The organism is Isorropodon fossajaponicum endosymbiont JTNG4 (genome assembly GCF_016592615.1).
Taxonomy (GTDB): domain Bacteria; phylum Pseudomonadota; class Gammaproteobacteria; order PS1; family Pseudothioglobaceae; genus Ruthia.
The window spans coordinates 20,533-47,379 of sequence record NZ_AP013043.1; the positions used below are offsets into that span (position 1 = coordinate 20,533).

Sequence of the window (26,847 nt, forward strand, 5' to 3'; positions counted from 1 at the left end):
CATGAAGGCATTATTTGAACAACAAAAAGACGCCGTTGGCAAAGGCGAAAGAACGCTTTTGGTGTATGTTGAGTTGCCAAGTAATAGACAATCGCACAATGCCCAAGCTGAATTTAAAGAACTGGCTGGGTCATCAGGTCTGGATATCGTTAAAACCATTAAAGTGAATCGTAATTCAGCCTTAGCTCGGTTTTTTATTGGCACAGGCAAGGTTGAAGAAATTGCAATAATGGTAGAGGATTTAGCATTGGACTTGGTGATTTTTTCTCCTGAATTGTCACCCTCGCAAGAACGTAATTTAGAAAAATCTCTAAAGTGCCAAGTGATGGATAGAACGGGATTAATCTTAGATATCTTTGCTTTGCGTGCTAGTTCTTTTGAAGGTAAGTTGCAAGTAGAGCTGGCGCAACTTAGGCACTTATCAACACGCTTAGTTCGTGGCTGGACGCATCTTGAGCGCCAAAAAGGCGGCATTGGGCTACGTGGTCCTGGTGAGACTCAGTTAGAAACCGATAAGCGACTGATTGCTGTGCGCATTAAAAATATTACCAAGCGATTGGACAAAGTACACAAACAGCGTGATTTGGGCAGAAAATCACGCACTAAAAATGAATTGCCTATGATTGCTTTAGCAGGTTATACCAATGCAGGCAAATCAACTTTGTTTAATACCTTAACCAATGCACAAGTGTTTGCCAATGATCAACTTTTTGCAACCCTTGATTTAACCATTAGACGCGTGATACTGCCTGCGTCTGGAGAAGCAGTGATTGCTGATACCGTGGGTTTTATTCAAGACTTACCTCATGACCTTGTTGATGCGTTTAAATCCACATTAGAGGAAACTAAGCGTGCTAATGTTTTATTACATATTGTTGATGCAGCTGATGAGTACAATATTGAGAAAATTGCTCAAGTTGAAGATATTATTTTTGAGATTGGTGCAAGCACCATCCCAAGTATATTAGTGATGAATAAAATTGATTGTTTGGATAATTTTGCACCACGCATGGATCATGATGAACATGGGCATATTTATCGAGTTTGGCTTTCAGCACAAACAGGAAAAGGCGTTGATTTTCTTCATCAAGCCCTAGCCGAACGGCTTAGTGGTATGATGACTCGTGCAAAGATTCACTTGGATGTTAATAGTGCTTATATTCGTAGTAATATTCATGATATTGGACATATCCATCATGAAAAAGTGGATGATTTTGGGGCTTGGGTACTTGAAATATTTGTTACTAAGCACTATCTATCTAGATTACTAAACTTCAAAGGCGTTACATTGCTATGGGAACAGAGCTCACCAACGAACAAATTGATTTAAGCAAAGGTAATATTCCACTATTGCCCTTAAGAGATGTGGTGGTTTTCCCCCATACCGTTATGCCATTATTTGTTGGCAGAAAAACCTCTGTTAATGCAATTACTCAAGCAATGGGTACCAATAAATACATTTTTTTAGTGACTCAAAAAGATGATAAAGTAGAAGAACCTTTGAATGATGATTTGTATCAAGTGGGCACGTTAGCGACTATTCTACAAATGTTAAAATTACCCGATGGCACCATCAAGGTTTTGGTTGAAGGAGTCAGACGTGCTAAGATTGAACAAATTGTACAAGTTGATGGTTTTTCTGAGGTGAGTTTAAGTGAATTTAGCTTAAAGTCAAATGATGATACTGAAATAAAAGCAATGATGCGCTTGGCGTTAGGTGGTTTCGAGAATTATATTAAGTTAAATAAAAGAGTGCCAGAAGAGGTACTCAAAGTGTTACAAGAAGTGAGCGATGTTGAGCGTTTTAGTGATGTTATTATTGCCAATCTAAACCTTAAGGTGTCTGAGAAACAAGCCTTGTTAGGTGATGATAATGCCCAAGATAGGCTTAATAAAATCTTATCGGTCATTCAAGGCGAGATTGATGTATTAGGCACTGAGAAGAAAATTCAATCACGCGTTCGTAAGCAAATGGAATCCAATCAACGTGATTATTATTTGAATGAACAAATGAAGTCCATTCAAAAAGAGTTGGGTCAGGCTGAAGATGAAAATGAAATTGAGGAGTTGCAAGCCAGTATCAACAAGGCTAAGATGTCAAAAGAGGCTAAGAAAAAAGCACAAAGCGAGTTAAAAAAACTTTCTCGCATGTCATCACACTCATCTGATGCCTCTATTATTCGCACTTATATTGAAAACTTGTGCGATACGCCATGGAAAAAGAAAACCGTTATTAACAAGGATCTTAATAAGGCGCAAAAAATTCTTGATGATGATCACTATGGCTTGGATAAAGTTAAAGAGCGTATCTTGGAGCATTTAGCAGTGCAAACACGTGTGACTCATAACAGGGCTAATATTTTGTGCTTGGTGGGCCCTCCGGGTGTGGGTAAAACCTCTTTAGGCGAATCCATTGCTAAAGCAGTTAATCGTAAATACGTTCGCATGGCACTTGGTGGTGTTCGAGATGAGGCAGAAATTCGTGGCCATAGGCGTACTTATATTGGCGCTATGCCAGGCTCAATCATACAAAAAATGCAAAAAGCAAAGGTTAAAAACCCACTTTTTTTGTTAGATGAGATTGAAAAAATGGCAAGTGATTATCGTGGCGATCCTTCTTCGGCGATGTTAGAGGTATTAGACCCAGAACAAAACCACACTTTTAATGATCATTATTTAGAGGTCGACTATGACTTATCACAAGTCATGTTTGTAGCAACTGCTAACTCACTTGATTTGCCACAGCCACTTTTAGACAGAATGGAAATTATTGAATTGGCTGGCTATACCGAAGATGAAAAAGTTGAAATTGCCAAGCGTCATTTAATTAAAAAAGCAATGAATGGCAATGGCATTAAGGACAGTGAAATTAAGTTTCAAGATGGCGCTATTTTAGACATGATTCGCTATTACACACGTGAAGCGGGTGTGCGTGGTTTGAGTAGGACGATTAGCACCATTTGTCGAAAGGTTGTTAAAGAAGTGGTTTTAAAAAAACGTAAAACTAAAGCCAATATTGACGTTACAAGTTTGGAAAAATATTTAGGTGTGAGGAAGTTTCGTTTTGGACTGGCTGAACAAAATAATCAAGTGGGCGAAGTAACAGGGCTTGCTTGGACTTCGGTGGGAGGGGATTTATTAACCATTGAGGCGACAGCTTATAAAGGCAAAGGCAAACTCAACTATACAGGCCAATTAGGCGATGTTATGCAAGAATCAATCCAAGCAGCAAAATCTGTAGTTAGAAGTAGAGCCAAGAAATTTGGCATTGATGAGAATTTTGATGAAAAACTAGATATTCACATTCACGTACCTGATGGCGCAACGCCAAAAGATGGGCCTAGTGCAGGTGCAGCGATGACAACAGCATTGGTATCAGTACTCACAGGTAGAAAGGTCAAAGCCGATGTTGCTATGACAGGGGAGATCACACTTCGAGGTGAAGTCACCCCAATTGGGGGACTAAAGGAGAAAATGTTAGCCGCATTGCGTGGTGGTATTAAAACAGTGATTATCCCTGATGATAACGAGCGTGAATTGTCTGAAGTGCCTGAGAAAATCAAAGGCAAGCTTAAGATTATTCAAGTGAAGTGGATTGATGAAGTGTTGGATATTGCTTTGGAAAAATAATAGTTAATCTATAAAAAAGCACTCATTGAGTGCTTTTTAAAAACTTAAGGGCGAATGTAGGAATAGCCTTGTTGTTGCAATTTCCCAATGCGAACCACACCAGAAGGCACGATGTTAACCCCATCTGTTAGGGTTGGAAATTTGCCTTTTTTGCGCTTAACGGCTTTCATTGTATTGTGACAAGCGCTAAAAATAATGTTATTCATTGCCATAGATTCAACACGATCAGTATTTTTATTGCTTTGGGTTAATAGACTTAACCCAGGACCGTAAGCCACAATTTCAACATCAACATTGTCAATACCGTAGTGTTTTTGTAAATTAGCGGCGTTATTTAAAACAATTTTTTGTGTTCTAGCATTATCTATGCTAATGTGAATCACGTATTTCTGATTTGCCGCTTGGGCGTTTAGCGTTAATAGCATAAGTGTTACAATGCTGAGTAATATTTCTTTCCTCACTATGGTTAAAAAATATCTTTTGATAAAAAGTAAGTATTATTTTACTTGAATTTATATTATAAGCAAAATACAGCTTTAGCTGTCAGCTAAGGATACCCTATTTTTACTAAGGATACTCCTGACTAAACCCAACACAAATCAGTACAATCTACCACTAGTTTTAAAAATACTGCTATATAAGTAATAATTGAATTATACAATCCTAGGCCGTCTTTACAAATATTAGATTAAGTGGTATATTCATTGGCATATATTTGAATATATACTAGTATCTCTGTAAAAATATATACCACTTAACTAATTTAACGAGAACTATCAATGCTTACAGACCCTAAAACCGTCAAAGGCAATCATGGTGAAGTTGAACTTGCTATCCCAAGAGACCGCAGAGGTAGCTTTGAACCTTTAATTATTGAAAAAGGTCAAACGCCGATTGGGTGCTTTTGATAGTCAGATATTAAGCCTATATGCCAAAGGCATAGGTACCCGTGATTGCAATAGTCTAATTTTATTGGACACAAAGATAGCCTTATAATACAAACCATAAGGAGGTCAGTAATGACACAATATAAATCAAGAAAACAACGAGTGACTTTTACCGTTGAACATTCTGTTCAATACCCCCTTGAGGGGGGAACACTAGATTATGCCAAACTCATGGTGCATGAGAATTACACCAATAAAAAAAATCATGATAATATCAGGAGCTTGCTCCTCAGCAGTTAGCAGATGGAGAAAACAATACCTAGCAGAGCTTGGTGGACAAACACCAGAGTCAGGCAAAGCGCTGACTTCTGAACAACAAACAATACAACTGCTTGAGAAACAACTTTGGCGCGCACAAAGGGACAATGAAATCTTAAAAAAGGCAACAGCCTTGTTCGCTGTGGACAATCACCAAGTGATATGATTATCAAGATAAACAAGGCTTGCCAACAATACAATACTAAAGAATTATGAGCATTACTCAAACTTCCTCGCAGTAGTTATTACTATCAAGTCAAAGATAAGCGAGTAAACAACAACACCAACGCTATGATTAAATTAATCAAACAAACTGCTATTGAAGTTGGATACACCTATGGCAAACGCAGAATGCGAGTAGTTTTGAATAACCAAGGTTATAACATTGGTATTTACCAAACTGCAACGCTAATGAAAAAAGCCAATGTAGTTGCCATACGCCCAAGAAAGCGTCATTATTACCCTAATACTAGATTGATGTTTAAAAAGGCAAAAAACCTATTAAATCGTGTGTTTGAGCAGCAATCAATTAATACGCATTGGGTTGGTGATATTACCTATATCAAAACCTATCAAGGTGGGAGTTATTTAGCCAGTGTGTTGGATTTAGGCTCAAGACAAGTTGTTGGTTGGGCATTGTCAAAACAGCCTAATGCTCAGTTGGCAAAGGATGCGCTTAGTAATGCTGTGTCTAGACACCAGCCCAATACAAATAAACACATGTTCCACTCTGATCAAGGGACTCAATACTCTTCTAAAGTTTTTATTGATTATTGCAACAAGAACAACATTACTCAAAGCATGAGCAGGCGAGGTAATTGTTGGGATAATGCGGTCATGGAGCGTTTCTTTAGAAGTCTGAAGACTGAGAGATTAAATTATCAAAGTTTTGCAAATCATAGTGAAGTCGTGCAAAATGTAGAGGGTTATATCTACTTGTATAATTACAAAAGGATTCATTCAGCGATTGGGTATTTAACACCTGCTCAAAAGATGGCTGAATTGAAAAAAGCGGCTTGAAATGTGTCCAAGTAGGTTAGAGCATTGCATCGAAAAAACTGGTCAACTGCCTGATAAAAATCTACTTTTTGCGATTTTGACACTGTTGACCTTTGGCTGGATATTGTCTTTTTCTGCCTCGCTTGGACATTTAAGCATTGTTTATATTATATTGATGAATCATCGCAAACTAATATGAAAAGAAAAAAAATATTTTAGCCATATCCAAGAGAATATTAATGACCCACATTATTTTGAAATTTATAAAAAAGTCAGAACAGGGAAGCAGGCTAGTCTTAATCATAATAAAAGGTGTGTAAAGAAAATAATCAAACAAGAAAAGTCTGCCCATTTTCCTAGTTGCGTTATTAATTTCAAGGAGAAAGTAGACCTTTATAGTTCAGAACATAGTGATACGACAATTAAATATGCCAATAAAATTTCTGATGCAAAAACTAAAAGAGTTTTCTTAAATTTTAAAAAAATAGATTTTATGTCGGCTGCTGGCTGCGACTGCCGTACTACTCTTTGCAATATATCGAACAAAATCAGCAAATAAGCATATTACTTGCAACTATCCCACAAGCCCTAAAACTTGCGCCATTATGAAGCAAGTCGGAATTTTTGATGCGATAGGTAGAATGCCACCAAAAAACTGCAATATAGATGACTTTCCAGATGTTAAACATTGGTATAAATTTGTGGGTGATGCATTGATTGACCCACAAGAAATTTCTCAAGAAGCGCACAATATAATTGATTTTTGTTGTAATAAAGAAGTGAAAAACATAGATGATTATAGGGATAATTTAGAGTTGAATATTGGGGAAACTATATTAAACATTTTTGATCATGCATATGAAAAAAGCATAGGAAAACATTGGGTTTTATTTGCACAGTATACTGTTGATAAAAAATCATTGTGTCTTATTGTGAGCGACCATGGTATCGGTATTCCAAAAACGTTTTAAAATTATCATGAGCAAGACAGTAAGTGGGATATATTTTGGAATAATCTTACGCCATCACGCCGTGCTAATGGCTATATAAAAGAATCAATTGAAAGTCTTTTTAAGGTTGACAAAAGGTCAAAGTTATAAAGGTAATTTAACACAAAATAGAGCAGGAAGAGGGACAGGGTTGAAGAAAATAAAAGATGAAATAGATAAATATAATTCAGGCTTTTTAAATGTTTATAGCCATGATGGTTTTTATAGTAGTGTAGGTAATAAATCAACGTTTAAAACCAAGATTTTTGGCACTATAATTGAAATTGTCATTCCTATCAAGGCATTCGAATAATGTACAATATGTTTTACTTATGCTCCATGTGAATAATAGCAAGCGATAAAACACACACAATTGTAATTGCTGAAGACTTTAGCAAATATACTGGTTATCGTTATAAAAGTCAAAGTGCAGGCTCGTCAGGCGAAGAATTTAGAGAGGAATTTCTCTTGCCTAGTATCAAAGAGTATACATTTATAAAAGTTGACCTTAATGGTGTTAAGAATAGAATTTTACCCTCGTTTCTTGAAGAGGCATTTGCAGGACTTGCTCGAAGTAAAAAATGGGATTTAGAAACATTCAAAAAACACATTGAGATTATTTCAGATCGAACCGACTACATTGAAGATATATATATTTATATAAAAAATACACAAAAATAATGCCTTGGTTTTTGGAAAATATTCTTATTCCAATAGTTATATCGCTAGTATTTATGTGGAGTAGTGAAGATATATGAATCAGGTAAATCGTTGCAATAGTTTTCAAAAATATATTAAAAAAATTAAAAATTTATTAATATTAACCAACCACTCCGGGTAATTTTAATGAAGATAAAGAGGCTGAAATTGCACTAGCTATAGATAATTTATTATCCAATTTGAGTTTAAAAAATAAAAAACAGAATAATGAGGTAAAAGAAAAACTTAGTGGCATTAGGAGGAACTTGTCCACTTTAAGCAAAAACATAAAAGAGCAATTATATCAAGAGACATCCGCATTAATGATTGAAAATTTAGGCAGTCTTCTTAAAGAAGTAAAGCGCAAACATTTCTAGTTTATTTATTGAATTTTTGACAAACAGAACTACCTCTACTTATTATCTTTGCTAGCTTTTGTCAGCTTGATGACTTTTCTCTAAACTATTTTCTCTCCGATTTTCCATCTCCAGCATATGTTGGCTTTGTTTAAAACTCCTAACCTGTTTTTGATTAATAACCCCATTGTTAAGAGCTTGTTTCAATTCATTATCATGAATTGACTGATGCGCCTGTTTAAGGCTATTTCTGCTAATGGCATATGCTTTTTTTGCTTGGCTTCTTTACGTTCACCTAGAAAATCGGTATTTTTGTTAAGATTTTCTCTATCTTGCACATAACAACTGTTTACATACTTAAAAGAAGTAAATTTTTCTTTTGTAGTATTATCTTTTGGATTAAAAACAGTCTCTGTAGCCATGCCGATATTATAATATACCCAATCAATTTAACTTACTATTTTAATGTCCCATAAAAAATTTGACGATGATTTTATCAATATTGCCAATAATATGGGTGTTCCTTTGTACGGCAGATTTGACACCAAAGGAGCTGGTTTGTTTTTACGCACCAGTGAAAAAGAGCTAGAAAGTTTAATTACCAGCAATCAAATCAATTACATCAAATCCAAAAATTATGGGTTTTTGGCTATCAGTTGGTAGAGTATTTACTCAGTCAAACAACACAAAATAACATCACACCTAACACCAATGATAAAGTGGACAGAATTATCAGAATACAAGAGTTGCAAGAAATGATAGGATTATCACGCACTACCATTTGGAGAATGGAGGGCTACGGCTCTTTTCAAAAAGAGTAAGCCTTTGGTAAAAATAGCATAGGTTGGAAACTCAGCGAAATCAATCAGTGGCTAAAAAATAAATAAACTCACTACAAAAAATAACTGGTATACAAAGTGGTATATTTTTTGAAAACTGGAAATAAAAAACCCTCTTAAATACTTGATTTAAAAGGGTTTTATTATAAAAAATATGGTGGTTATAGGTGGACTTGAACCACCGACCCCAGCATTATGAATGCTGTGCTCTAACCAGCTGAGCTACATAACCATAAGAAGGGGGTATTATCGAAAGATTTAACGTAAATGTCAATAGATAAAGCGTAATATTGATAAAATCAATTTACTATGTCAATCATTAAAATAGCACTAACGGGTGGCATTGCTTGTGGCAAATCAAAGACAAGTCAAATCTTAAGCGGTTTGGGCGTGGATGTTATCAGTCTTGACAAACTTGCACGTCAAGTTGTCAAACCTGACATGCCTGGACTTAAAGAGTTAGTAAAACACTTTGGTAATGACATTTTTAATACTAATAAAAGCCTTAATCGTGGCGTTTTGCGTCAGCTTTTATTAGAAAGTAAATCTAATCAACAATTAATTGAAACGGTATTGCATCCAGAAATACTAATGCGCATGCAAACTGAAATTGAGAAATTAGAAAGCAAACTAGTGGTGGTTGAAATACCATTATTAGCTGAAAAAAACCTTACTCATTTGTTTGATAGGGCAATTATTGTTGAGTGCAATAAAGAGCAACAACTAAAAAGGCTAATTATTCGCGACAATATTAATCTAAAAGAAGCAAAAAACATGGTTTCTGTACAAATTAGTCATTTACTGCGCTTAGAATTGTGTGACAAATTGCCTGTTGATATTATTGAAAATAACCTAGGTATCGCTGACTTAACTCAGAAAATTAATCAATTGTATAAAAAATTAATCAATTTGTAGTCTTTTAACAACATTACCATTAATTAGATGTTTGGTGATAATATCATTAATATCCTCTTCATCAATATACTGATACCAAACATTATCAGGATAAACAACTACCACAGGTCCATATTCACAGCTCCCAAACAGCGCGACTCACTGACCCCAATTTTACCCTCGCCCATAAATACCCTCTTGGCGACATTTATCTTTAGCGTAACGATACATCACTTTAGCATTAAGTTGTGCGCAACACGCCTTGCCGTTTTTACGCATGTTGTTACAAAAGAAAATATGCCGTGTATAAAAGCTCATCAAAAAAATCCTTATAAACCAATAGCGCGCTGATAGCAGTATTTTTTATCAATACCAGTTATTTTGGCTGCAAGCTTAGCGGCTTTTGCTGCACCCATCTCAGCGAGTAAAATGGGTAATATTTTATCCAACACCTCCTCTCCTGATATTTTATTATCTTTATCTACCGCAGAAATAAGAATCACAAACTCACCTTTTTGGTGTGCGTCATCTGTTTGTAAATAATCAATCAAATTTGACAAAGTGTCTGTTTTAATCGTCTCAAACGACTTAGTCAACTCTTTGGCAAAACAAACAATGCGCTCATTACCTAGTACCGTTTGTAAATCTTGCGCACAGGAAAGAATGCGTTTAGGCGATTCATAAAAAATAACCACTTCATTGATGTGAGCAATTGAACGAATTGCTTTCAGACGTGCTGATTGCTTACTGGGTAAAAAACCAAAAAAACTGAATTTATCGCTAGCAATCCCTGATGCACTAATTGCGCTAATCATGGCGTTAGAGCCAGGAATGGGTGACACACTAATACCTGCTTTTTTTGCCTCGCTCACTAATACATAGCCTGGGTCGCTAATAAGTGGTGTGCCTGCATCGCTAATCAACGCAATATGCTTGCCTGCTAATAATTCACTGATTACATCGGGCGTTTTATGCCTTTCATTATGTTCATGAAAGGCATACATGGGTGTTGTAATGTCATAATGATTAAGCAAGTGTTTGGAATGGCGTGTGTCCTCTGCTAGAATAATATCAACTATTTTTAGCATTTCAATCGCCCTAAAAGTGATATCATCTAGGTTTCCAATTGGTGTGGCAACAATATAAAGCGTTCCGTTCATGTTTAGTTTTAAAAGAAAAATTGGCAATCAGGCAGAAGACATTGCATTGGCATATTTGTCCAAACAGCGTCTTAAACTCATTGAAAAAAATTATTTAACCCTATTGGGTGAAATAGATATTATTATGCTTGATAAAATTAGCCAAACATTAGTTTTTATTGAAGTTCGCTATCGTGCTAATATTCGTTTTGGCACTGCGATAGAAACGGTTACTCACAAAAAGCAAGCAAATATAATTCGCACTGCTGAATTATATTTACAAAGACATCAAAAATATCAAGATTATCTGTGCAGGTTTGATGTTATCGGGCTTGAATCTGATTTAAAATATCCTAAAATCAATTAGATAAAAGACGCTTTCGAAAACTAAACATCATGAAAAAAATCACTCTATCAATACTTCTAATAGCAATCTCTTTATTTCTAACAAGTTGTGCACCAACCATTCAAGGCGCCTCAACCGTTAGTTCGGTCATTTCAATAAGTAATGACAGACGTAGTATTGGAGAAATACTAGATGATAAAACTATTGCTTTAAGGCTATTAACCTGGTCTGGCGAAGATTCAACACTAAGTGATGCGCATCTTAATTTCATGGTTTATAACAAAACAGTACTCATTACTGGAGAAGTATCAACACCCGAAATGCGCATTTATGCTAGCAAGCAAGCACAACTTCAAGTGCCAAAAATTTCACAAATATTTAATGAAATCAAACTTGGGTCTTCAAGCGGGCTGCTCAGCCGAGCCAAAGATTCAACCATCACCATACAAGTCGAGTTCTTATTTCAAAACCAGGAAGTGTTTCATCCAACCCATGTTCGAGTAATGACTGAAGACCAAGTGATTTATTTAATGGGTGCTTTAACTAAACGCGAAGCAGATATGGCCGCCAAAACTGCTGCTAAAGCCAAAGGCACTTACAAGGTTGTAAAGTTATTTGATTATCTAAAAACTCGTCCCAAAGCTGAAATAGAACGTGATAGGCTTAAAGCACTTGAGGATAAGCGTAGAATTGAACTTGAAAAACAACAAGCCGAGCTTGAGGCAAAGAAAGCCGACCTACAGCGTCAAATTAGGGCGCTAGGTAGCAATACTACAGGGACAAATTTTTCACCGGAGTAAATGAATATCGGTGCTCATTAATGGTGCCAAACTTTGTCATCGTACTTGCCTCGCCCACTGCCCACTGGCATTGATGAGTAATCAGTGTATATAAAATCTCACGCTTTTTCTCACTAAGCTTTTTTGAATCAGTCAATTCAGACAAACCAAAATCATTTGGTAAAATAACAACCTCTGCCAACTTCATCCACACCCGCAATAATCATTAACACTCTCTTCAATCTAACTCAAATGGTTCAAAGGGTGACTTCCACACTTAAAGAAAATTTCAAAAAAAATAACGTCATGCTTAATAACATTTATTTTTCTACTAGCTATACAATAGCTTTAAAGCCGATATCATCCCGATAATAAGCACCCTCCCAATTGATTTTTTTCACCAATTGGTAGGCTTTAGTTTGAGCATCTAAGATACCTTCACCCAAAGCAGTTGCACATAAAACGCGCCCACCACTGGAGAGAACCTTGCCATTTTCTAGTTTTGTTCCTGCGTGGAAAACTTTAGCGTCTTGGCTATTTTTTGGCAGTGTAATTAATTCGTTGGTTTTGTAAGCATTTGGATAGCCTTGTGCAGCTAAAACCACACCAAGGCAAGTGCGCTCATCCCACTCAATACTTGCTTGGTCTAGTTTTTGTTGCGTTGCCAATAGGCATAAGTCTGCTAGATTAGACTTAAGACGCATCATAATTGGCTGGGTTTCAGGGTCGCCAAAACGACAGTTATATTCCAATACTTTAAAATTACTATCTTGGTCAATCATCAATCCTGCGTATAAAAGCCCTGTGTAGGTATTTCCTTCTGCTGCCATTGCATTAACAGTTGGGTAAATAACTTTATCCATCACTGCCTGAAAAATCTCATCAGTAACAATAGGTGCTGGAGAATAAGCGCCCATACCACCAGTGTTTGGACCTTTATCATTATTATCACGGGCTTTATGGTCTTGTGAGGTTGCCATTGGTAAAACATTTTTACCATCACACATCACAATAAAACTTGCTTCTTCGCCACTCAAAAACTCTTCAATCACCACACGTGAGCCTGCTTTGCCAAAACGATTGTCTTGCAACATATCAATAATTGTACCTTCGGCTTCAGCTTGCGTATGAGCAATAATCACGCCCTTGCCTGCAGCCAAGCCATCAGCCTTAATGACGATGGGTGTGCCTTTATTTTTAACATATTGAGTAGCAGAGTCTACGTCAGTAAATACACCATAATACGCTGTGGGAATATTATTACGCTTTAAAAAATCCTTGCAAAATGCCTTAGAGCCCTCAAGTTGTGAAGCGGCTTGAGTGGGTCCAAAAATTGCCAAACCCTCGGCTTGAAAATTATCAACCACGCCTATTACCAGTGGCGCTTCAGGACCAACAATGGTTAAATCAATTTGATTGGCTTTTACAAAAGTAATTAAACTTGCTACATCCTCTACAGCAATATCAACATTAGCCAACTTATTTTCTAACTGTGTGCCAGCATTGCCAGGGGCAACAAACACTTGACTGACTGCATCAAATTTGGCACACTGCCAAGCTAAAGCGTGTTCACGACCACCGCCACCAATAACTAAAACTTTCATAAGTACTCCGTAATAAATTCTTTAAATTTTTTATGTGACATAATTTGCGTACCATCGCAATTAAACAACATTGATACGGTTGAATTAAACAAATTAATGGTAATTGAGCGTAAATAATAGCCCTCAAGATGGCGTAATTTTGGAATGTTTTGTAAGATAAAATGCAAATCATCCTCATGGGTTAACTGCTGCATTTTTTGATTTCTATCTAATAAAGACTGTTGCCAATCTTTTGAAAGAAGGGCAAAGGTCTTGTCTTTTTCAAGCATTAGGTAGATGCGTTTAATAAGTTTGTCCTTTTCATCAAGGCTAATTTTATTAAAATGAAAATAAACATAGTCAGGCTTTAGCAAATCATCTGCCAAATGCACCTCGGTATTAAACGGATCAAATACTGAGGCAACACGCACTTCTGCATTATTAAGCCCAATCACCAAACGATATGCGCCCGTTTTAAGCAACAAAAATAGCCAAACATCGACCAACTCGTCTAAGTGGTCATCGACAATATTAAAAGCTCGCTCACGGTTATAAACACTTTCTCGCAGGCTTTTATCACCCTTGATAGAGTGCATTAGATTGTTATTAAAATAATAGCCGACTAGTGCCTCTTTTTTGTTCATACAAATAACCTTTTTGGTGCAATTATCCCATTTTCTTGACGCTGTCCAATGCCCAAAAATTGTTTTTTCTCATCAAATAATTTTACTTTGAGCAATCCTTGCTTATCTGTTTGAACTTCTCTACCAAACTTGATATCCACACTTTGAGTCTCACTCAGATGAACACCCTCAAGATTTGGTAGCATGGTCTCACTAGCAAGAATTTTCTCATCTAGCGCTTGATAATCATCCGATGCCAACGCCTCAAGATCAGAAAATTTAAAGGTTTGGCTGACATCAATATGTGCAAAGCCTGTGCGCCTGAGCTCAACAACATGTGCACCACAACCTAGTTTTTTGCCAATATCTTCTATTAAAGTGCGAATATAAGTACCTGTAGAACACGTTACTTCAAGCGAAAGTATGCCATTTTCATAACCAAGATAAGTCATTTTATAAATGGTAACTGGGCGCGCTTCTCTTTTTACCTCTATGCCTTGTCTGGCAAGTTTATACAATGGTTGTCCATCTCTTTTGAGCGCTGAATACATAGGCGGAATCTGCAAAATATCACCTTTAAAACTTGTGGCTGCGCTAATAATTTCGCTTTCATTTAGATGTTCAAAAGGTTGAACTTTGATAATACTGCCTTCGCAATCACCTGTATCGCTCATTTGCCCCAATTTAGCGCGCACAAAATAACGCTTATCATCCTCTAGTAAAAATTGTGCAACTTTAGTTGCTTGGCCTAAAAAAATTGGCAAAATGCCACTTGCCAAAGGGTCTAGCGCGCCTGCATGTCCCGCCTTTTTAGCAAAAAAAAGTCGTTTTACTTTTTGTAAGGCAGCATTAGAACTTAAGCCAACATCTTTATCTAATAAAACAATACCATTAATGTCCCTACCTTTTGGATTGCGTCTTGACATGGGGTGAGTTGATGCAACAGTCTGTTAAAGTTTAGACAGTAGTTGTTCAATTCTTGCGCCCGTGTTAGGCGCAGGATCAAAGATAAATCTAAGTGCAGGTGTATGGCGAAGCTCTAGCGTTTTTGACAAACGCGAACGAAAAAAACCACTGGCTTTACCAAGTAACGGCTCAACCACTGCCCTGTCTTCTTTAGTGACTGTATAAAAAACCTTGGCACTGCTTAAGTCACGACTTGCCAATACATCAGTAATCACCACGCCACTTAATCTTGGGTCTTTAGTAGCAGTTCTTAATAATAACGTCAACTCACGACGAATAAGTTCGTTAATTCTTTCAACTCTATAAGAGGCTTGTTCTAACACTTGTATCAAAAACTCAATTAAAGTGTACGTGCCCTTTCAACACGTTCAAAAACTTCTATTTGATCGCCCGGCTGAACATCTGTGTAATTAAGGACGCCAATACCACATTCAGTACCTGATTTCACTTCATTAACATCGTCTTTAAAGCGTCTTAGTGATTCTAGCTCACCCTCAAAAATAACCACGCTATCGCGCAATACTCGGATTGGGCTGTCACGCCTGACCACACCTTCCTCAACCATACACCCTGCAATATCACCCATTTTTTGAGATCTAAATACATCCTTAACAAAGGCAATACCAATAATATTTTCACTCAATTCAGGGCTGAGTAAACCGCTCATAATCGCCTTAACATCATCAATTAAATTATAAATAATTGAATAATACTCAACACGAACACCTTCATTGTCAGCCGTCTTACGTGCAACGGCATCAGCACGCACATTAAAGCCAAGCACCAAAGCGTTAGAAGTTGCCGCTAGTGTAATATCAGTATTGTTGATACCACCAACACCACTTGACACTACTTTTACTCTAACTTCATCCGTTGATAATTCTTCCAAGGTTTCAATCAATGCTTGCGCCGAACCTCTAACATCCGCTTTAAGCAATATATTAACGGTTGAAACATCGCCTTCTTCCATTTTCATTAGGAAGTTTTCCATCTTCGATGCTTGTTGTTTTTGCAATTGTGCTTCACGATCTTTGGCTTTTCTAAAATCAGCCACTTCACGAGCTTTACGCTCACTATCCACCACCAACACTTCATCACCAGAGTTAGGGACACCAGACAAGCCTAGCACCTCTACAGGCATTGACGGTGTGGCTGATTTAAGTACTTTGCCTTTATCATCCACAATTTGCTTCACTTTGCCATATTCAAATCCAGCAATCATGATATCGCCTTTGTTCAACGTGCCCGATTGCACCAAAATAGTGGTGACTTTGCCACGGCCTTTTTCAAGGCGTGCTTCTAGTACAGTACCATGTGCTGGCGCTTTAATCACAGCTGAAAATTCTAAAACCTCAGCAGTTAGTGAAATTGCGTCTAATAAAGCATCCACACCTTCGCCAGTATGCGCTGATACGGGTATCATCATCACATCGCCACCCCAGTCTTCAGAGATAACATTATGCGTTGAAAGAGCTTGCTTAATTTTGTCAATATCCATTCCTTCCTTGTCTATCTTATTAATGGCAACAATTATTGGCACGCCTGCGGTTTGTGCGTGTTTGATAGACTCAATCGTTTGTGGCATCACGCCATCATCGGCAGCTACCACCAAAATAACAATATCAGTTGCATTAGCGCCACGAGAGCGCATTTTCGAAAACGCTGCATGCCCTGGTGTGTCAATAAAAGTAATGGTATTACCATTGGATTGAACTTGGTAAGCACCAATGTGTTGCGTAATACCACCAGCTTCATCGTGCGCTACTTTGGTTTGACGAATGTAATCAAGCAATGAGGTTTTGCCATGGTCAACATGACCCATAATGGTTACAATAGGTGGTCTAGCACTTTCATTACCACTAGATTTTGATTGCTCAATTAATACATCTTCAATAGTTTCTTCAACACTGGCAATACCTTTATGCCCCATTTCTTCTACAACTAACATGGCGGTATCTTGGTCAATCACATCATTTAGTGTTACCATAACACCCATGCCCATCAACACTTTAAGCACTTCTCCAGCTTTGGTAGCCATCTTTTGTGCAAGTTCGGTTACTTTAATATTCTTAGCAATAGCGATTTCATGAATCACTTTTTCAACAGGCTTTTGAAAAGCATGTTGCGCCTGCTCTTCTTGTACTTTTTGTGACAAGCGTGTTCTGTCTTTTTTCTTCAGCTTTCGATTTGGATTATGTCTAACAACGTGAAGTTGCCTGCGAGTATTATTACCACTAGGTGCATTACGCAAGCGTTTAGGTTTTTTATCTTCTTTAGACTTATCCGACGTTTTGGGTTTTTCAACTTTTTTTGCAGTTTCTTGCACTGACGCTTGTTTGACCGTTTCTTTCTGGGCTTTTAGTGCCTCTACTTGGGTTTTTTGCAAACGCATCATCTCCAAACGCTTGGCATCTTGGACTAATAATTTTTCATCTGCATCACGACCAGCATCCAAGGCGGCTTGAGCAGCTTGAGCAGCTTTATTAACAGCGATTTCAGGCTGTTTATCAGTCGTTGTGGCTGACTTTGTAAGGCGTTTTTTCTTAACTTGCACCTTAATACCACTTGCTGAACCGGTACTAGACTTAGTACCTACCTTACGAGAGACAGACATACTAGATTTACTACTTGAGCGTTTTGAAAGACTGCTCATCAAAAATTTTCTTTCTTCTGCTGAAATGACAGAGTCTAAATTTTTACCATAAACGCCAGCATTATCCAGAATTGTGATTACCTCATCAGGCGTCTTTTTCAATAATTTAGAGAGTGTTTGAACTGTGTGTGCCATATGCTTGCCTATATTTTTTTTATAATTATTAACTTAAATAAATTCTAACGCTAAATTAATCAAACCATCCTTCATTTTCTCTTGCGGTCATGATAATACTCGATGCTATCCCGGTATCCATATCTTGAATATCGAGCAATTCATCGATAGATAACTCCGCTAAGTCATCAACAGTGACAATGTCTGCTTCAATTAATGCACTCGTCAAGCCTTCACTAACGCCTTCAACACTCATTAATACCTCAGAAGCCTCAGCATCTCCCAAAGCCTGTACTAATTGTGCATCTGATGCGCGCTCTTGAAGTTCTTCAACCATTGATGTGTCAAACTCTTCTATACTTTCTAAAACTTGTGCATCTGCATCAACCAACTCATCCACACTGCCAAATCCTTCTTCAATCAATACGCCTGCCACTTCAGAATCAACGCCTAATTGATCAGCAAGTTTGTCGCTAATTTTTAGCGTTTCCTGCGCTTGTTTTTCATCAGCTTGGGTTGTTGACATTACATTTAATTTCCAACCAGTCAAACGAGAAGCAAGCTTAATGTTTTGACCACCACGACCAATGGCTAATGCTAACTGGTCATTCTCAACTGCGATGTCCATTGAGTGTTTGTCTTCATCAACAATAATTGAACTCACCTGCGCAGGTGCCATTGCATTAATCACAAATTGTGCATGATCTTCATCCCAAAGAATGATATCAACACGCTCAGCATTCAGCTCATTTGATACCGCCTGAACACGCGCACCACGCATGCCAATGCAAGAACCAATGGGGTCTATGCGCTTGTCTTTGGCTCTGACTGCTAGTTTCGAGCGCAAACCTGGGTCTCTACTGCCGCCCATAATCTCAATCACGCCTTCAGAAATTTCAGGCACTTCCATTTTAAACAGTTCAATCATCATTTCAGGCACACTGCGCGATAGGAAAATTTGCGCACCACGAACAGAGGATTTCACCTCTTTAATATAGGCCCTTAAACGGTCATTTTTACGCACTGATTCATTAGGAATAAGGTCAAATTTAGGAATCATGCCATCAACACCGCCCATATCCACATAAACATTGCCTCTATCAACCCGCCTAACCGTAACCATAATCACCTCGCCAATACGAGAAGAATAATCATTAACAATCACCTCTCTTTCTGCCTCACGAACCTTTTGGATAATCACTTGCTTAACAATTTGTGCTGCAATACGACCAAACTCTTGCGTTTCAATCGGCTTACGCACATAATCATCAACTGCTACACTGTTCGCCTCTTTTGCATAAATGTGCAATTCTGAATCAAACTCAGTGCCATCATCATCAACAAACGACTCGCCGTCTGCTATAACCATCCACTGCCTAAAGGTTAAAAATTCGCCCGTTTGTCTGTCAATTTCAACATGTGCATCAATATTATTGTGTTTTTTTGTCGCAATAGCTAATGCCTCTTCTAACGACTCAAGCACCTCTTCTTTAGAAATGTTTTTCTCGTTTGAAATTGCCTCAACCATTAAAAATAATTCTTTGCCGTCCATGTCTTTATTCTCCTAAATTACCCAACTGGGCTTAAAAATCAACCACTAAATTTACTTTTTCAATCAGGTCAATATCCAAAATAACTGGACCTAATTCACCGACCAGCTCAATTGTATTATCAACCTCACTAATACGACCAATCGAGCCAAAAAAATTACGTTGCCCATCAATCGGCCTAACCATACGCAACTTAACATCAGCACCTAAAAAACGCTGATAATGCCCCTTATGGAACAATGGGCGTTCAATACCAGGCGATGAAACCTCCAAGGCATATTGGCCACTAATCGGCTCTTCGACATCAAAAATACTACTCAATTGACGAGAGACTTTTTCACAATCATTAACACCAACGCCTTTATCTGTATCAATAAAAACCCTCAAGATACTATGTTTACCGCTAGCAACATATTCAATGCCCACCAACTCGTAGCCCATGTCCTTAATAACAGGCTCAATTAAATGGGTAATTTTGTCAGTCACCCTTGCCATATTTTTCTACTCATTCGCCTTTCTGTGCATAACAAAAACCCCCTAGAAAGGGGGTCTTAATCAACTCTTTTATTAACAATAATAATAAAAAAGCGCTTAACTGGTAGCGGGGACAGGATTTGAACCTATGACCTTCGGGTTATGAGCCCGACGAGCTACCGAACTGCTCCACCCCGCACTAAAGGGTGCAAATTATACACTATAATATTTCAATATGAAAAAAATAAAAATTGCCGTATTAATGGATGATATCAGCACTATTAATCCAAAAAAAGACTCCTCCTTAGCCATGATGTTAGAAGCATCAAAACGAGGCTGGGAGATTTACACCTTTGATACTGCTGATTTGTTCGCTCAAGATGGTTCAGTATTTGCCGATTGTGCAAAAACCACAGTTAGAGATAATCTTGATCATTGGTTTGAAAAAGAAACCAATGTAGTCATGGTGCTTGATGAATTTGACGTTATTTTAATGCGCAAGGACCCGCCCTTTGATATGACCTATATTTACAGCACTTATTTATTGGAGCAAGCTGAAAATAAAGGCGTATTAGTCGTTAATAAGCCCCAATCCTTGCGCGATGCCAATGAGAAATTATTTGCCCTTAATTTCCCACATTGTATGCCCAAAACACTAGTCAGTGCTAACCAAAGCAAGATTAAAGCTTTTATCAAAACGCAAAATACTGCTGTCATTAAACCGCTTGATGGCATGGGTGGGCGTGATATTTTCAAATTTGAAACGCATGATACAACCATAGATGCCGTATTAAAACGCCTAACAAACAACGGCAAGTGCCCAATCATGGCTCAAGCGTTTTTGCCCGATATTGACAAGGGTGACAAACGTATTTTGTTGATTAATGGCAAACCAGTCGATTATGCACTTGCTCGCATTCCTGCTAAGGGTAGTTTTAAAGGCAATCTTGCTGCTGGTGCTAAAGGTGTGGGACAGCCATTAAGTGATAGAGACAGATATCTATGCGAACAAATCACGCCCACACTTAAAGCCAAAGGCTTAATATTTGTTGGGCTAGACGTTATTGGTGATTACATTACTGAAATTAACGTTACTAGTCCGACTTGTATTCGCGAGCTAGATGCGCAATTTAACCTTAATATCGTAGGTGAATTGTTTGACGTTATTGAACAAAAAATTAGCGCTAATCGCTACTAAGGAATCAACAAATATCGAGTCAATACCACACCCATACCAGCAGCAGATAGAGATAGAGCAACGTTAAGCAGGATATTAAGCCCCGCTTGTCTATAATGCCCAAGACTAACCATTTCAATAGATTCCCAAGATAGGGTTGACATGGTTGTTAGCGATCCAGTTAAGCCAATCAACAACATCAACCGATATGCTTCATGTAAAGTAGCTTTTTCAAGCACAATCACCACCAACATGCCTGCCAAAAACGAGCCCAAGACATTCACGCCTAAAGTACCATAAGGGAAACCTAAACCAAATGTGGCGTTCATTAACTGAGTTAAGTAATAACGCATACTAGCACCAATAGTTGCACCGATACCAATTGCTAGAACTGTGGGAAAAACACTCATTACAAACCTCTTAGTTGTTTCAATTTTTCACCAATTTTAATCTCTAAACCTCGATTGCTAGGCTGATAATAAGTTTGTTCGCCCAATTCACTGGGAAAATAGGTCTGCCCACGTGCAAATGCATCAGGCTCATCATGTGCATAGCGATACTTTTTTCCATAGCCCAATTCATCCATCAACTGAGTCGGTGCATTGCACAAATGTTTTGGTACAGATAAATCTGGTGTTTCTTTGGCCTCAGCCATCGCTTGGTTAAATGCTTTATACACGGCATTAGATTTGGGCGCAACTGCACAATACACCACAGCTTGAGCAATAGCTCGATTGCCTTCTTTAGCGCCCACACGTGCAAATATACCCCAAGCATTTAGCGTAATTTCTAGCGCACGTGGATCAGCATTGCCAATGTCTTCTGAGGCAATTGCCAACAAGCGTCTGGCAATCGTTTTTGCATCGCACCCAGCAACCAACATTCTTGCCATCCAATACAAAGCCCCATCAGGAGACGAGCCACGTACTGATTTATGAAAAGCAGATAATTGTTGATAAAAAATATCACCACCTTTATCAAAGATACTGATCTTATCTTGTAATAATTGATTGAGCGATTCAGCATTCAATGGGGTTAATCCCGACAAAGAAATTTGCTCTACAATATTAATCAACCGCCGTGCATCACCATTACTTGCACTAATAATTTGCATTCTAAGTGCCTCATCTGGTGGAGTTAATAACTCATGCTTGAACGCTCTTTGTAATATTTGATCAAGCTCCTGTGCGTTCAACACACTTAGTGTATAAACACTTAAACGTGAAAGTAACGCTTTATTAATTTCAAAAGAAGGATTTTCAGTCGTTGTCCCAATCAGCACCAATAAACCTGATTCAATATGTGGTAAAAATCCATCTTGCTGGGCTTTATTAAAGCGATGAATCTCATCCACAAATAGTAGTGTTTGTTTGCCGATTTGCTGGAATTTTTTAGCATTTTCAACCACTGCTCGTAATTCTTTCACGCCATCTAATACGGCACTTAATTGCTCAAAATGTCCTTTAACTTGACTGGCAATAATCCTTGCTAAAGTGGTTTTGCCTGTACCTGATGGCCCCCATAAAATCATTGAGTGCAATCGTTGGCTATCAATCGCTTGGCGAAATGGATGTTGGGTATTGAGTAAATGTGATTGGCCAAAAAAATCATCTAAGCTTTTTGGTCTTAACGTTTCAGCAAGTGGTCTATGGTTAGGCATGTTTTTATTTTAATCAATTAGAAAATAAACACTGGCAATTTTCAGTGTAAATACTCAAGCATTGTTTCAATGAATTTTCAGCACTTTGAAATCATGCTGTTGGCTCAAAATAAGCACCACTGACAAATTAAGTTGTTGTGCTAATATTTTAGCCTTTTGACTGCCCATTGCCATCATTGCAGTTGCATAAGCATCTGCCATCATAGTACTGTTGTGAATCACACTAACAGAACTTAGGTCGGTATTAGCGGGCAGACCTGTGTGGGGGTTTAGAATGTGTTGATATTTTTTGCCCTGCCATTTGAGATAATTGCGATAATCTCCTGAGGTGGCAATAGCTTGATTTTTCAATTCAATGGCAATCGGTATGCTATGATTTGGCTTTTCAATGCCAATTGTCCACTGGCTTTGAGCCATCACCTCGCCACCAATTTCCACCATAAAATTTTTAAGCCCTTGCTTGATTAACATATTTGCCACTATATCCACACCATAGCCCTTAACAATGGCAGATAAATTAATATGCATATCTTTAAGTTTTTTAACCCGTGAATTACTCAAGCGTAAATACTCAATAGATGACATTGCCAACGCTTGAGTTATCTTCTCTCGACTGGGTTTCTCCTGTACTTTGATTGCACCAAAACCCCAAACATTAATTAAACGACCCATGCCAGAATCAAAAAAACCTTGCGTTTGCTTGTGTATTTTTTTTGCCTGACTTAAAACAAAAAACAACTCATCTGATACCTTTATCCATTGATTAATCGGTGCTTTGTTCAATTGTGAAAGCTCAGAGGCTTCATTCCAAGTGGAAAATACTTGTTCAATCTCACTAAGACGTTTATCAATGATTGACTTTAAAACATGATGATTGTTGATTTTGATACTATAACTAGTACCCATTGTAGTGCCAGTGATGGTTTGTGTTGTGTCATCAACACTGCAAGCACTTAAAAACAAAAAGATAAAAATTATCAACAATTTAGGCATTATAATTTTGGCGTGTTAAGATTTATTTTTTATTTGCTATTGACATCCTTTGTATATGCAGATGATACCCAAGGCTCATCCAACACGCATAGTTTTGTACAATTCTTAAGCGATATTCGCTCGCAAGCCACACTTAATGATGCTTTTAATGATTTAACGCCAAATCCAAAAGTATTAGAATATGACCGTAATCAAGCAGAATTTAATCTTAATTTTTGGCGTTACCTAAACTCAAGAGTGAGTCAAAATAGGCTTGATAAAGGTGTGATAAAACTCCAACAACACCAACAATTCCTACAAGAAAACTATAAAAAATACGGCATGCCATCGCAAATTATTGTGGCTTTTTGGGGTTTGGAAACCAATTATGGTAAAAATGTTGGCAAAATGCATCTAATCCGCTCACTTGCCACACTAAGTTTTGACAAGCGCCGACGTGAGTTTTTTACCCATGAATTATTAACTTTACTCAAATTAATTGACGAAGGAAAACTACCTTTAAATGCCCAGGGCTCTTGGGCAGGCGCAATGGGCAATATGCAATTTATACCCACCAATGTTGCCGCTTATGTCATAGATGCTAACACTGACGGAAAGATTGATTTGTGGCACACACAAGCGGATATTTTTGCCAGTGCGGCACATTTTCTAAAAAAAATTGGTTGGCACCAAGGAGAACGCTGGGGTCGTGAAGTTAACATTCCTAAAACTTTTAATTATCATCTGGCGAATTTAAGCACTAAAAAGACAGTCAATGAATGGCAAACATTAGGTGTGCGTACAATTGATGACACCAATCTACCCAATTCAAACATGCAAGCTTCACTCATATTGCCTATGGGTTATAACGGCCCAGCGTTTTTGGTTTATCAAAATTTTCACGCCATTCTTAGGTGGAATCGCTCAATTTTGTATGCACTATCTGTGGGACATTTGTCTGATCGTTTAATCGGGGCAAGCCAATTATTTGCAAAATCTATTACCGAGCCTTCACTGAGTCGAGATGATATTAAACAAATTCAAACCACACTCAACCAACTTGGCTTTGATACAGGCGAACCTGATGGCATACCAGGGCCAAAAACTCGCCATGCAACGCGAGCCTACCAAAAAGCAAACAACTTACCAATTGATGGCTACGTTGGCTATCAATTATTACAACAACTGCAGTGAGTATTAGCACTTACTTGGGATTTGATGTTGGCACTAAGCGCACTGGCGTTGCAATCGCCAATAGTTTAACCATGCAAGCAACGGGCATTAAGGTGATTAAACACCATAAAAATGGCTCAACCAATTGGGTAGCGTTTGATGAAGTTATTAGTGCTCATAGTATTAACAAGTTCGTTGTTGGTTTGCCATTTGACCAGCAAGGCAAAGAACAAACCATGACTTTTATTGCCAAATCATTTGGCAATAAGTTAAAAAATCGCTACCAAATTGAAGTCGATTTTATCGATGAATATTTATCCTCAAATGAAGCCAAAAAACTTTTAAAATACAATCATCATCATCACAATGCACAACGTGGCGATGTCGACAAACAATCATCACAGTTAATATTACAAACATGGCTCAATGAAAAAAGATTTGATTAGTAACCACATCCAACTAGATGACTCCGGTAAATTAATTCATCTACTAGGTCTCGAAGGTCTTTCTAAACAACACTTAACTCACATTCTTGATACGGCTGATAGTCTGATTGACGTCTCTGGCAATTTAAAGAAATCCAAAGCACTAGATGATATGTCCATTGCTAATTTATTTTTTGAGCCATCAACACGTACGCGTAACACATTCGAGATTGCCGCAATGCGCAGTAGTGCCAATGTCATTAACGTTGACCTTGCCAACTCAGCGCTCAAAAAAAATGAAGATTTGCTTGACACCATGCGCACACTTAAAGCCATGCAAATTGATATGTTTGTGATTCGCCACAAACAAAATGGCCTGCCACACCACGTGGCACAATATTTAAAAGATGTCTCTATTCTAAACGCAGGTGATGGCATTAATGCCCACCCAACCCAAGCACTGCTTGATATGCTCAGCATTCGCCAATACAAAAAAACATTTGAGGATTTATCAGTCGTTATTGTGGGTGATATCACTCATTCACGGGTTGCTCACTCTGATATTCAAGCGCTTAAAACACTAGGCACGACTGATATCCGCCTCATTGCCCCAAAAGTCTTACAATATGATTTGGCACCTTGTTCAGCAGTTAAACATTTTGATGATATTGAGCTGGGACTTAAAGATTGCGATGTGGTAATCGTATTAAGATTACAAAAAGAGCGCATGATTGAAGCCGACATCCCCAACGAGCAAGAGTATTTTGACAATTTTGGACTCACACCAAAACGCCTAGCGTTGGCAAAACCAGATGCCATTGTGATGCATCCAGGCCCAATTAATCGTGGTGTTGAGATTGACTCAAACGTGGCTGATGGTAATCAATCAATTATCTTACAACAAGTTACTAATGGCATTGCAGTACGTATGGCAGTCATGCAAATTCTTGCTAACAAACCATGAGTAATAAACTTAACTTTGATCAATTAAAAACCACGTTGTATCATCTAAATACAGATGATACCATCTCTAGCGCGCATGGTATTTTATGTGGCCTTGCTTGCGTCAAGCTTGACCTTAGTCTTGACCTTAGTCTTGATGATTGGCTTAATGAAGTGCTGGTGAGTATTGATTTAAATAATCTTAATGAAAAATCTGCTCATGAAGCATCGGCACAAATTTTTAATAAAACCTTGTCACAACTGAGTGATGAAACCCTAGATTTTCAATTACTCATTGCTGATGACGAGGAAAAATTAGGCGCACAAGCCAGCACGCTAATACAGTGGTGTCAGGGTTATTTATCAGGCTTAGGCTTGCAAAAAGTCTCAACCACAGATGAAGATGCCTTAGAAATGATTAAGGATTTGTACGAAATATCAAGACTTGATACTAACTTACTTGACAATGAGAGAAATGCCCAAGATCTGAATGAAATTATTGAATTTGTGCGCATGGGGTACATTGCTGATTCAAGAAACTCTCTAGCCTTTCAAACAAGACTACACTAGTCGAGAAACACAAAGAAGTCTTAGGGGTGTTTAATACCCCAATTTTCCATACAACTCTAAAGTAGAGGCTTGACTTGTTTACAGTCATCT

General features: G+C 37.8%; 29 protein-coding genes, 2 tRNA genes and 3 pseudogenes. 17 read left to right on the forward strand and 17 right to left on the reverse strand.

Annotated features, from left to right (window positions below; all coding sequences use genetic code 11):
* Window position 1: 1 nt before the first annotated feature.
* Both hflX and lon read left to right on the forward strand, forming a co-directional pair.
* Window positions 2-1,330 (forward strand): ribosome rescue GTPase HflX, encoded by a 1,329-nt coding sequence (gene hflX / locus CVFO_RS00130; RefSeq protein ID WP_201339608.1) that lies wholly within the window; start codon window positions 2-4, stop codon window positions 1,328-1,330.
* Complete coding sequence (lon, locus tag CVFO_RS00135; RefSeq protein WP_201339609.1) at window positions 1,294-3,630, forward strand: endopeptidase La; 2,337 nt, start codon at window positions 1,294-1,296, stop codon at window positions 3,628-3,630. Before hflX ends, lon begins: the two co-directional genes overlap by 37 nt.
* A gap of 44 nt (window positions 3,631-3,674) precedes the next feature.
* Here the strand turns inward: lon and CVFO_RS00140 are convergent, their stop codons facing one another.
* A complete protein-coding gene (locus CVFO_RS00140) occupies window positions 3,675-4,055 on the reverse strand; it encodes a DsrE family protein (protein WP_201340365.1) in 381 nt (126 codons plus the stop codon).
* Between the two features lie 369 nt (window positions 4,056-4,424).
* Here CVFO_RS00140 and CVFO_RS00145 point away from each other — a divergent pair.
* The 5 genes and pseudogenes from CVFO_RS00145 to CVFO_RS09320 form a co-directional block, all read left to right on the forward strand.
* Window positions 4,425-4,584, forward strand: a pseudogene (locus CVFO_RS00145) (transposase); the annotation flags it as partial.
* A gap of 164 nt (window positions 4,585-4,748) precedes the next feature.
* Window positions 4,749-5,855: pseudogene (locus CVFO_RS00150) on the forward strand (IS3 family transposase).
* 584 nt (window positions 5,856-6,439) lie between these two features.
* Entirely contained in the window at window positions 6,440-6,805 is a 366-nt protein-coding gene (locus CVFO_RS00155) for an ATP-binding protein (RefSeq protein WP_201339610.1), read from the forward strand.
* 106 nt (window positions 6,806-6,911) lie between these two features.
* Window positions 6,912-7,136 (forward strand): hypothetical protein, encoded by a 225-nt coding sequence (locus CVFO_RS00160; protein ID WP_201339611.1) that lies wholly within the window; start codon window positions 6,912-6,914, stop codon window positions 7,134-7,136.
* Between the two features lie 65 nt (window positions 7,137-7,201).
* Window positions 7,202-7,504 (forward strand): STAS-like domain-containing protein, encoded by a 303-nt coding sequence (locus CVFO_RS09320; protein WP_225879372.1) that lies wholly within the window; start codon window positions 7,202-7,204, stop codon window positions 7,502-7,504.
* A 577-nt stretch (window positions 7,505-8,081) separates the two neighbouring features.
* Here the strand turns inward: CVFO_RS09320 and CVFO_RS00170 are convergent.
* On the reverse strand, window positions 8,082-8,300 hold the full coding sequence (locus tag CVFO_RS00170) for a hypothetical protein (RefSeq protein ID WP_201339613.1): 219 nt from the start codon (window positions 8,298-8,300) through the stop codon (window positions 8,082-8,084).
* A 43-nt stretch (window positions 8,301-8,343) separates the two neighbouring features.
* On the opposite strand from CVFO_RS00170, the gene CVFO_RS00175 reads away from it, so the two are divergent.
* On the forward strand, window positions 8,344-8,541 hold the full coding sequence (locus CVFO_RS00175) for a hypothetical protein (RefSeq protein WP_201339614.1): 198 nt from the start codon (window positions 8,344-8,346) through the stop codon (window positions 8,539-8,541).
* Window positions 8,542-8,702: 161 nt separating this feature from the next.
* A pseudogene (locus CVFO_RS09325) lies at window positions 8,703-8,765 on the forward strand (AlpA family phage regulatory protein); the annotation flags it as partial.
* A 107-nt stretch (window positions 8,766-8,872) separates the two neighbouring features.
* On the opposite strand, the gene CVFO_RS00185 reads toward CVFO_RS09325, so the two are convergent.
* Window positions 8,873-8,949, reverse strand: a tRNA-Met gene (locus CVFO_RS00185).
* Window positions 8,950-9,026: 77 nt separating this feature from the next.
* Between CVFO_RS00185 and coaE the strand changes: the two genes are divergently transcribed.
* Window positions 9,027-9,632, forward strand: coding sequence for a dephospho-CoA kinase (coaE, locus tag CVFO_RS00190; RefSeq protein WP_201339616.1), 606 nt, complete (start codon window positions 9,027-9,029; stop codon window positions 9,630-9,632).
* 153 nt (window positions 9,633-9,785) lie between these two features.
* Here the strand turns inward: coaE and CVFO_RS08685 are convergent, their stop codons facing one another.
* Both CVFO_RS08685 and rsmI read right to left on the reverse strand, forming a co-directional pair.
* Window positions 9,786-9,929 carry a hypothetical protein gene (locus CVFO_RS08685; protein WP_225879275.1) on the reverse strand — a complete coding sequence of 48 codons (144 nt, stop codon included), beginning with the start codon at window positions 9,927-9,929 and terminating at the stop codon, window positions 9,786-9,788.
* Window positions 9,930-9,940: 11 nt separating this feature from the next.
* Entirely contained in the window at window positions 9,941-10,771 is an 831-nt protein-coding gene (gene rsmI / locus CVFO_RS00200; RefSeq protein WP_201339617.1) for a 16S rRNA (cytidine(1402)-2'-O)-methyltransferase, read from the reverse strand.
* On the opposite strand from rsmI, the gene CVFO_RS00205 reads away from it, so the two are divergent.
* Window positions 10,770-11,117: a YraN family protein gene (locus tag CVFO_RS00205; RefSeq protein WP_201339618.1), complete on the forward strand. Its 348-nt coding sequence runs from the start codon at window positions 10,770-10,772 to the stop codon at window positions 11,115-11,117. The genes rsmI and CVFO_RS00205 overlap by 2 nt on opposite strands.
* Before the next feature lie 29 nt (window positions 11,118-11,146).
* Window positions 11,147-11,896 (forward strand): BON domain-containing protein, encoded by a 750-nt coding sequence (locus CVFO_RS00210; protein WP_201339619.1) that lies wholly within the window; start codon window positions 11,147-11,149, stop codon window positions 11,894-11,896.
* Here CVFO_RS00210 and CVFO_RS09060 read toward each other — a convergent pair.
* From CVFO_RS09060 to CVFO_RS00255, 9 genes are all read right to left on the reverse strand, one after another.
* On the reverse strand, window positions 11,868-12,083 hold the full coding sequence (locus tag CVFO_RS09060) for a ribonuclease H family protein (RefSeq protein WP_281064404.1): 216 nt from the start codon (window positions 12,081-12,083) through the stop codon (window positions 11,868-11,870). The genes CVFO_RS00210 and CVFO_RS09060 overlap by 29 nt on opposite strands.
* A gap of 127 nt (window positions 12,084-12,210) precedes the next feature.
* Window positions 12,211-13,479 carry a phosphoribosylamine--glycine ligase gene (gene purD, locus CVFO_RS00220; RefSeq protein ID WP_201339620.1) on the reverse strand — a complete coding sequence of 423 codons (1,269 nt, stop codon included), beginning with the start codon at window positions 13,477-13,479 and terminating at the stop codon, window positions 12,211-12,213.
* Window positions 13,476-14,102, reverse strand: coding sequence for a hypothetical protein (locus CVFO_RS00225; protein ID WP_201339621.1), 627 nt, complete (start codon window positions 14,100-14,102; stop codon window positions 13,476-13,478). Before CVFO_RS00225 ends, purD begins: the two co-directional genes overlap by 4 nt.
* Window positions 14,099-15,007: a tRNA pseudouridine(55) synthase TruB gene (gene truB, locus CVFO_RS00230; RefSeq protein WP_201339622.1), complete on the reverse strand. Its 909-nt coding sequence runs from the start codon at window positions 15,005-15,007 to the stop codon at window positions 14,099-14,101. Before truB ends, CVFO_RS00225 begins: the two co-directional genes overlap by 4 nt.
* Before the next feature lie 24 nt (window positions 15,008-15,031).
* The gene (rbfA, locus tag CVFO_RS00235) at window positions 15,032-15,370 is read right to left on the reverse strand and encodes a 30S ribosome-binding factor RbfA (RefSeq protein ID WP_201339623.1); all 339 of its coding nucleotides are present in this window, start codon (window positions 15,368-15,370) and stop codon (window positions 15,032-15,034) included.
* Between the two features lie 17 nt (window positions 15,371-15,387).
* Entirely contained in the window at window positions 15,388-17,835 is a 2,448-nt protein-coding gene (gene infB / locus CVFO_RS00240) for a translation initiation factor IF-2 (RefSeq protein WP_201339624.1), read from the reverse strand.
* Window positions 17,836-17,890: 55 nt separating this feature from the next.
* Complete coding sequence (gene nusA / locus CVFO_RS00245) at window positions 17,891-19,366, reverse strand: transcription termination factor NusA (RefSeq protein WP_201339625.1); 1,476 nt, start codon at window positions 19,364-19,366, stop codon at window positions 17,891-17,893.
* Window positions 19,367-19,397: 31 nt separating this feature from the next.
* Complete coding sequence (gene rimP, locus CVFO_RS00250) at window positions 19,398-19,859, reverse strand: ribosome maturation factor RimP (protein ID WP_201339626.1); 462 nt, start codon at window positions 19,857-19,859, stop codon at window positions 19,398-19,400.
* Window positions 19,860-19,960: 101 nt separating this feature from the next.
* Window positions 19,961-20,037 (reverse strand) — tRNA-Met (locus CVFO_RS00255).
* 36 nt (window positions 20,038-20,073) lie between these two features.
* On the opposite strand from CVFO_RS00255, the gene gshB reads away from it, so the two are divergent.
* Entirely contained in the window at window positions 20,074-21,036 is a 963-nt protein-coding gene (gshB, locus tag CVFO_RS00260) for a glutathione synthase (RefSeq protein ID WP_201339627.1), read from the forward strand.
* Here the strand turns inward: gshB and crcB are convergent.
* The 3 genes from crcB to CVFO_RS00275 form a co-directional block, all read right to left on the reverse strand.
* Complete coding sequence (gene crcB, locus CVFO_RS00265; RefSeq protein WP_201339628.1) at window positions 21,033-21,425, reverse strand: fluoride efflux transporter CrcB; 393 nt, start codon at window positions 21,423-21,425, stop codon at window positions 21,033-21,035. The two genes, gshB and crcB, sit on opposite strands and share 4 nt — an antisense overlap.
* Complete coding sequence (locus CVFO_RS00270; protein ID WP_201339629.1) at window positions 21,425-22,675, reverse strand: replication-associated recombination protein A; 1,251 nt, start codon at window positions 22,673-22,675, stop codon at window positions 21,425-21,427. Before CVFO_RS00270 ends, crcB begins: the two co-directional genes overlap by 1 nt.
* Window positions 22,676-22,741: 66 nt before the next feature.
* Entirely contained in the window at window positions 22,742-23,656 is a 915-nt protein-coding gene (locus tag CVFO_RS00275; protein WP_225879276.1) for an FAD:protein FMN transferase, read from the reverse strand.
* 51 nt (window positions 23,657-23,707) lie between these two features.
* Here CVFO_RS00275 and CVFO_RS00280 point away from each other — a divergent pair, with 51 nt between their 5' ends.
* The 4 genes from CVFO_RS00280 to CVFO_RS00295 are packed head-to-tail and all read left to right on the forward strand — an operon-like array spanning window position 23,708 to window position 26,757.
* Window positions 23,708-24,841 (forward strand): lytic murein transglycosylase, encoded by a 1,134-nt coding sequence (locus CVFO_RS00280; RefSeq protein ID WP_225879277.1) that lies wholly within the window; start codon window positions 23,708-23,710, stop codon window positions 24,839-24,841.
* Window positions 24,838-25,266, forward strand: a complete 429-nt coding sequence (gene ruvX / locus CVFO_RS00285) for a Holliday junction resolvase RuvX (protein ID WP_201339632.1) — start codon at window positions 24,838-24,840, stop codon at window positions 25,264-25,266. The genes CVFO_RS00280 and ruvX overlap by 4 nt, the downstream gene beginning before the upstream one ends.
* Window positions 25,247-26,209, forward strand: coding sequence for an aspartate carbamoyltransferase catalytic subunit (locus CVFO_RS00290; RefSeq protein WP_201339633.1), 963 nt, complete (start codon window positions 25,247-25,249; stop codon window positions 26,207-26,209). The genes ruvX and CVFO_RS00290 overlap by 20 nt, the downstream gene beginning before the upstream one ends.
* A complete protein-coding gene (locus tag CVFO_RS00295; RefSeq protein ID WP_225879278.1) occupies window positions 26,206-26,757 on the forward strand; it encodes a UPF0149 family protein in 552 nt (183 codons plus the stop codon). The genes CVFO_RS00290 and CVFO_RS00295 overlap by 4 nt, the downstream gene beginning before the upstream one ends.
* Window positions 26,758-26,847 lie beyond the last annotated feature (90 nt).

Coding starts and splice junctions, on each gene's coding strand:
- hflX (WP_201339608.1), top strand. CDS start 2: ATGAAGGCATTATTTGAACAACAAAAAGACGCCGTTGGCAAAGGCGAA.
- lon (WP_201339609.1), top strand. CDS start 1,294: ATGGGAACAGAGCTCACCAACGAACAAATTGATTTAAGCAAAGGTAAT.
- CVFO_RS00140 (WP_201340365.1), bottom strand. CDS start 4,055: ATGCTATTAACGCTAAACGCCCAAGCGGCAAATCAGAAATACGTGATT.
- CVFO_RS00155 (WP_201339610.1), top strand. CDS start 6,440: ATGAAGCAAGTCGGAATTTTTGATGCGATAGGTAGAATGCCACCAAAA.
- CVFO_RS00170 (WP_201339613.1), bottom strand. CDS start 8,300: ATGGCTACAGAGACTGTTTTTAATCCAAAAGATAATACTACAAAAGAA.
- CVFO_RS00175 (WP_201339614.1), top strand. CDS start 8,344: ATGTCCCATAAAAAATTTGACGATGATTTTATCAATATTGCCAATAAT.
- coaE (WP_201339616.1), top strand. CDS start 9,027: ATGTCAATCATTAAAATAGCACTAACGGGTGGCATTGCTTGTGGCAAA.
- CVFO_RS08685 (WP_225879275.1), bottom strand. CDS start 9,929: ATGAGCTTTTATACACGGCATATTTTCTTTTGTAACAACATGCGTAAA.
- CVFO_RS00205 (WP_201339618.1), top strand. CDS start 10,770: ATGTTTAGTTTTAAAAGAAAAATTGGCAATCAGGCAGAAGACATTGCA.
- rsmI (WP_201339617.1), bottom strand. CDS start 10,771: ATGAACGGAACGCTTTATATTGTTGCCACACCAATTGGAAACCTAGAT.
- CVFO_RS00210 (WP_201339619.1), top strand. CDS start 11,147: ATGAAAAAAATCACTCTATCAATACTTCTAATAGCAATCTCTTTATTT.
- CVFO_RS09060 (WP_281064404.1), bottom strand. CDS start 12,083: ATGAAGTTGGCAGAGGTTGTTATTTTACCAAATGATTTTGGTTTGTCT.
- purD (WP_201339620.1), bottom strand. CDS start 13,479: ATGAAAGTTTTAGTTATTGGTGGCGGTGGTCGTGAACACGCTTTAGCT.
- CVFO_RS00225 (WP_201339621.1), bottom strand. CDS start 14,102: ATGAACAAAAAAGAGGCACTAGTCGGCTATTATTTTAATAACAATCTA.
- truB (WP_201339622.1), bottom strand. CDS start 15,007: ATGTCAAGACGCAATCCAAAAGGTAGGGACATTAATGGTATTGTTTTA.
- infB (WP_201339624.1), bottom strand. CDS start 17,835: ATGGCACACACAGTTCAAACACTCTCTAAATTATTGAAAAAGACGCCT.
- nusA (WP_201339625.1), bottom strand. CDS start 19,366: ATGGACGGCAAAGAATTATTTTTAATGGTTGAGGCAATTTCAAACGAG.
- rimP (WP_201339626.1), bottom strand. CDS start 19,859: ATGGCAAGGGTGACTGACAAAATTACCCATTTAATTGAGCCTGTTATT.
- gshB (WP_201339627.1), top strand. CDS start 20,074: ATGAAAAAAATAAAAATTGCCGTATTAATGGATGATATCAGCACTATT.
- crcB (WP_201339628.1), bottom strand. CDS start 21,425: ATGAGTGTTTTTCCCACAGTTCTAGCAATTGGTATCGGTGCAACTATT.
- CVFO_RS00270 (WP_201339629.1), bottom strand. CDS start 22,675: ATGCCTAACCATAGACCACTTGCTGAAACGTTAAGACCAAAAAGCTTA.
- CVFO_RS00290 (WP_201339633.1), top strand. CDS start 25,247: ATGAAAAAAGATTTGATTAGTAACCACATCCAACTAGATGACTCCGGT.
- CVFO_RS00295 (WP_225879278.1), top strand. CDS start 26,206: ATGAGTAATAAACTTAACTTTGATCAATTAAAAACCACGTTGTATCAT.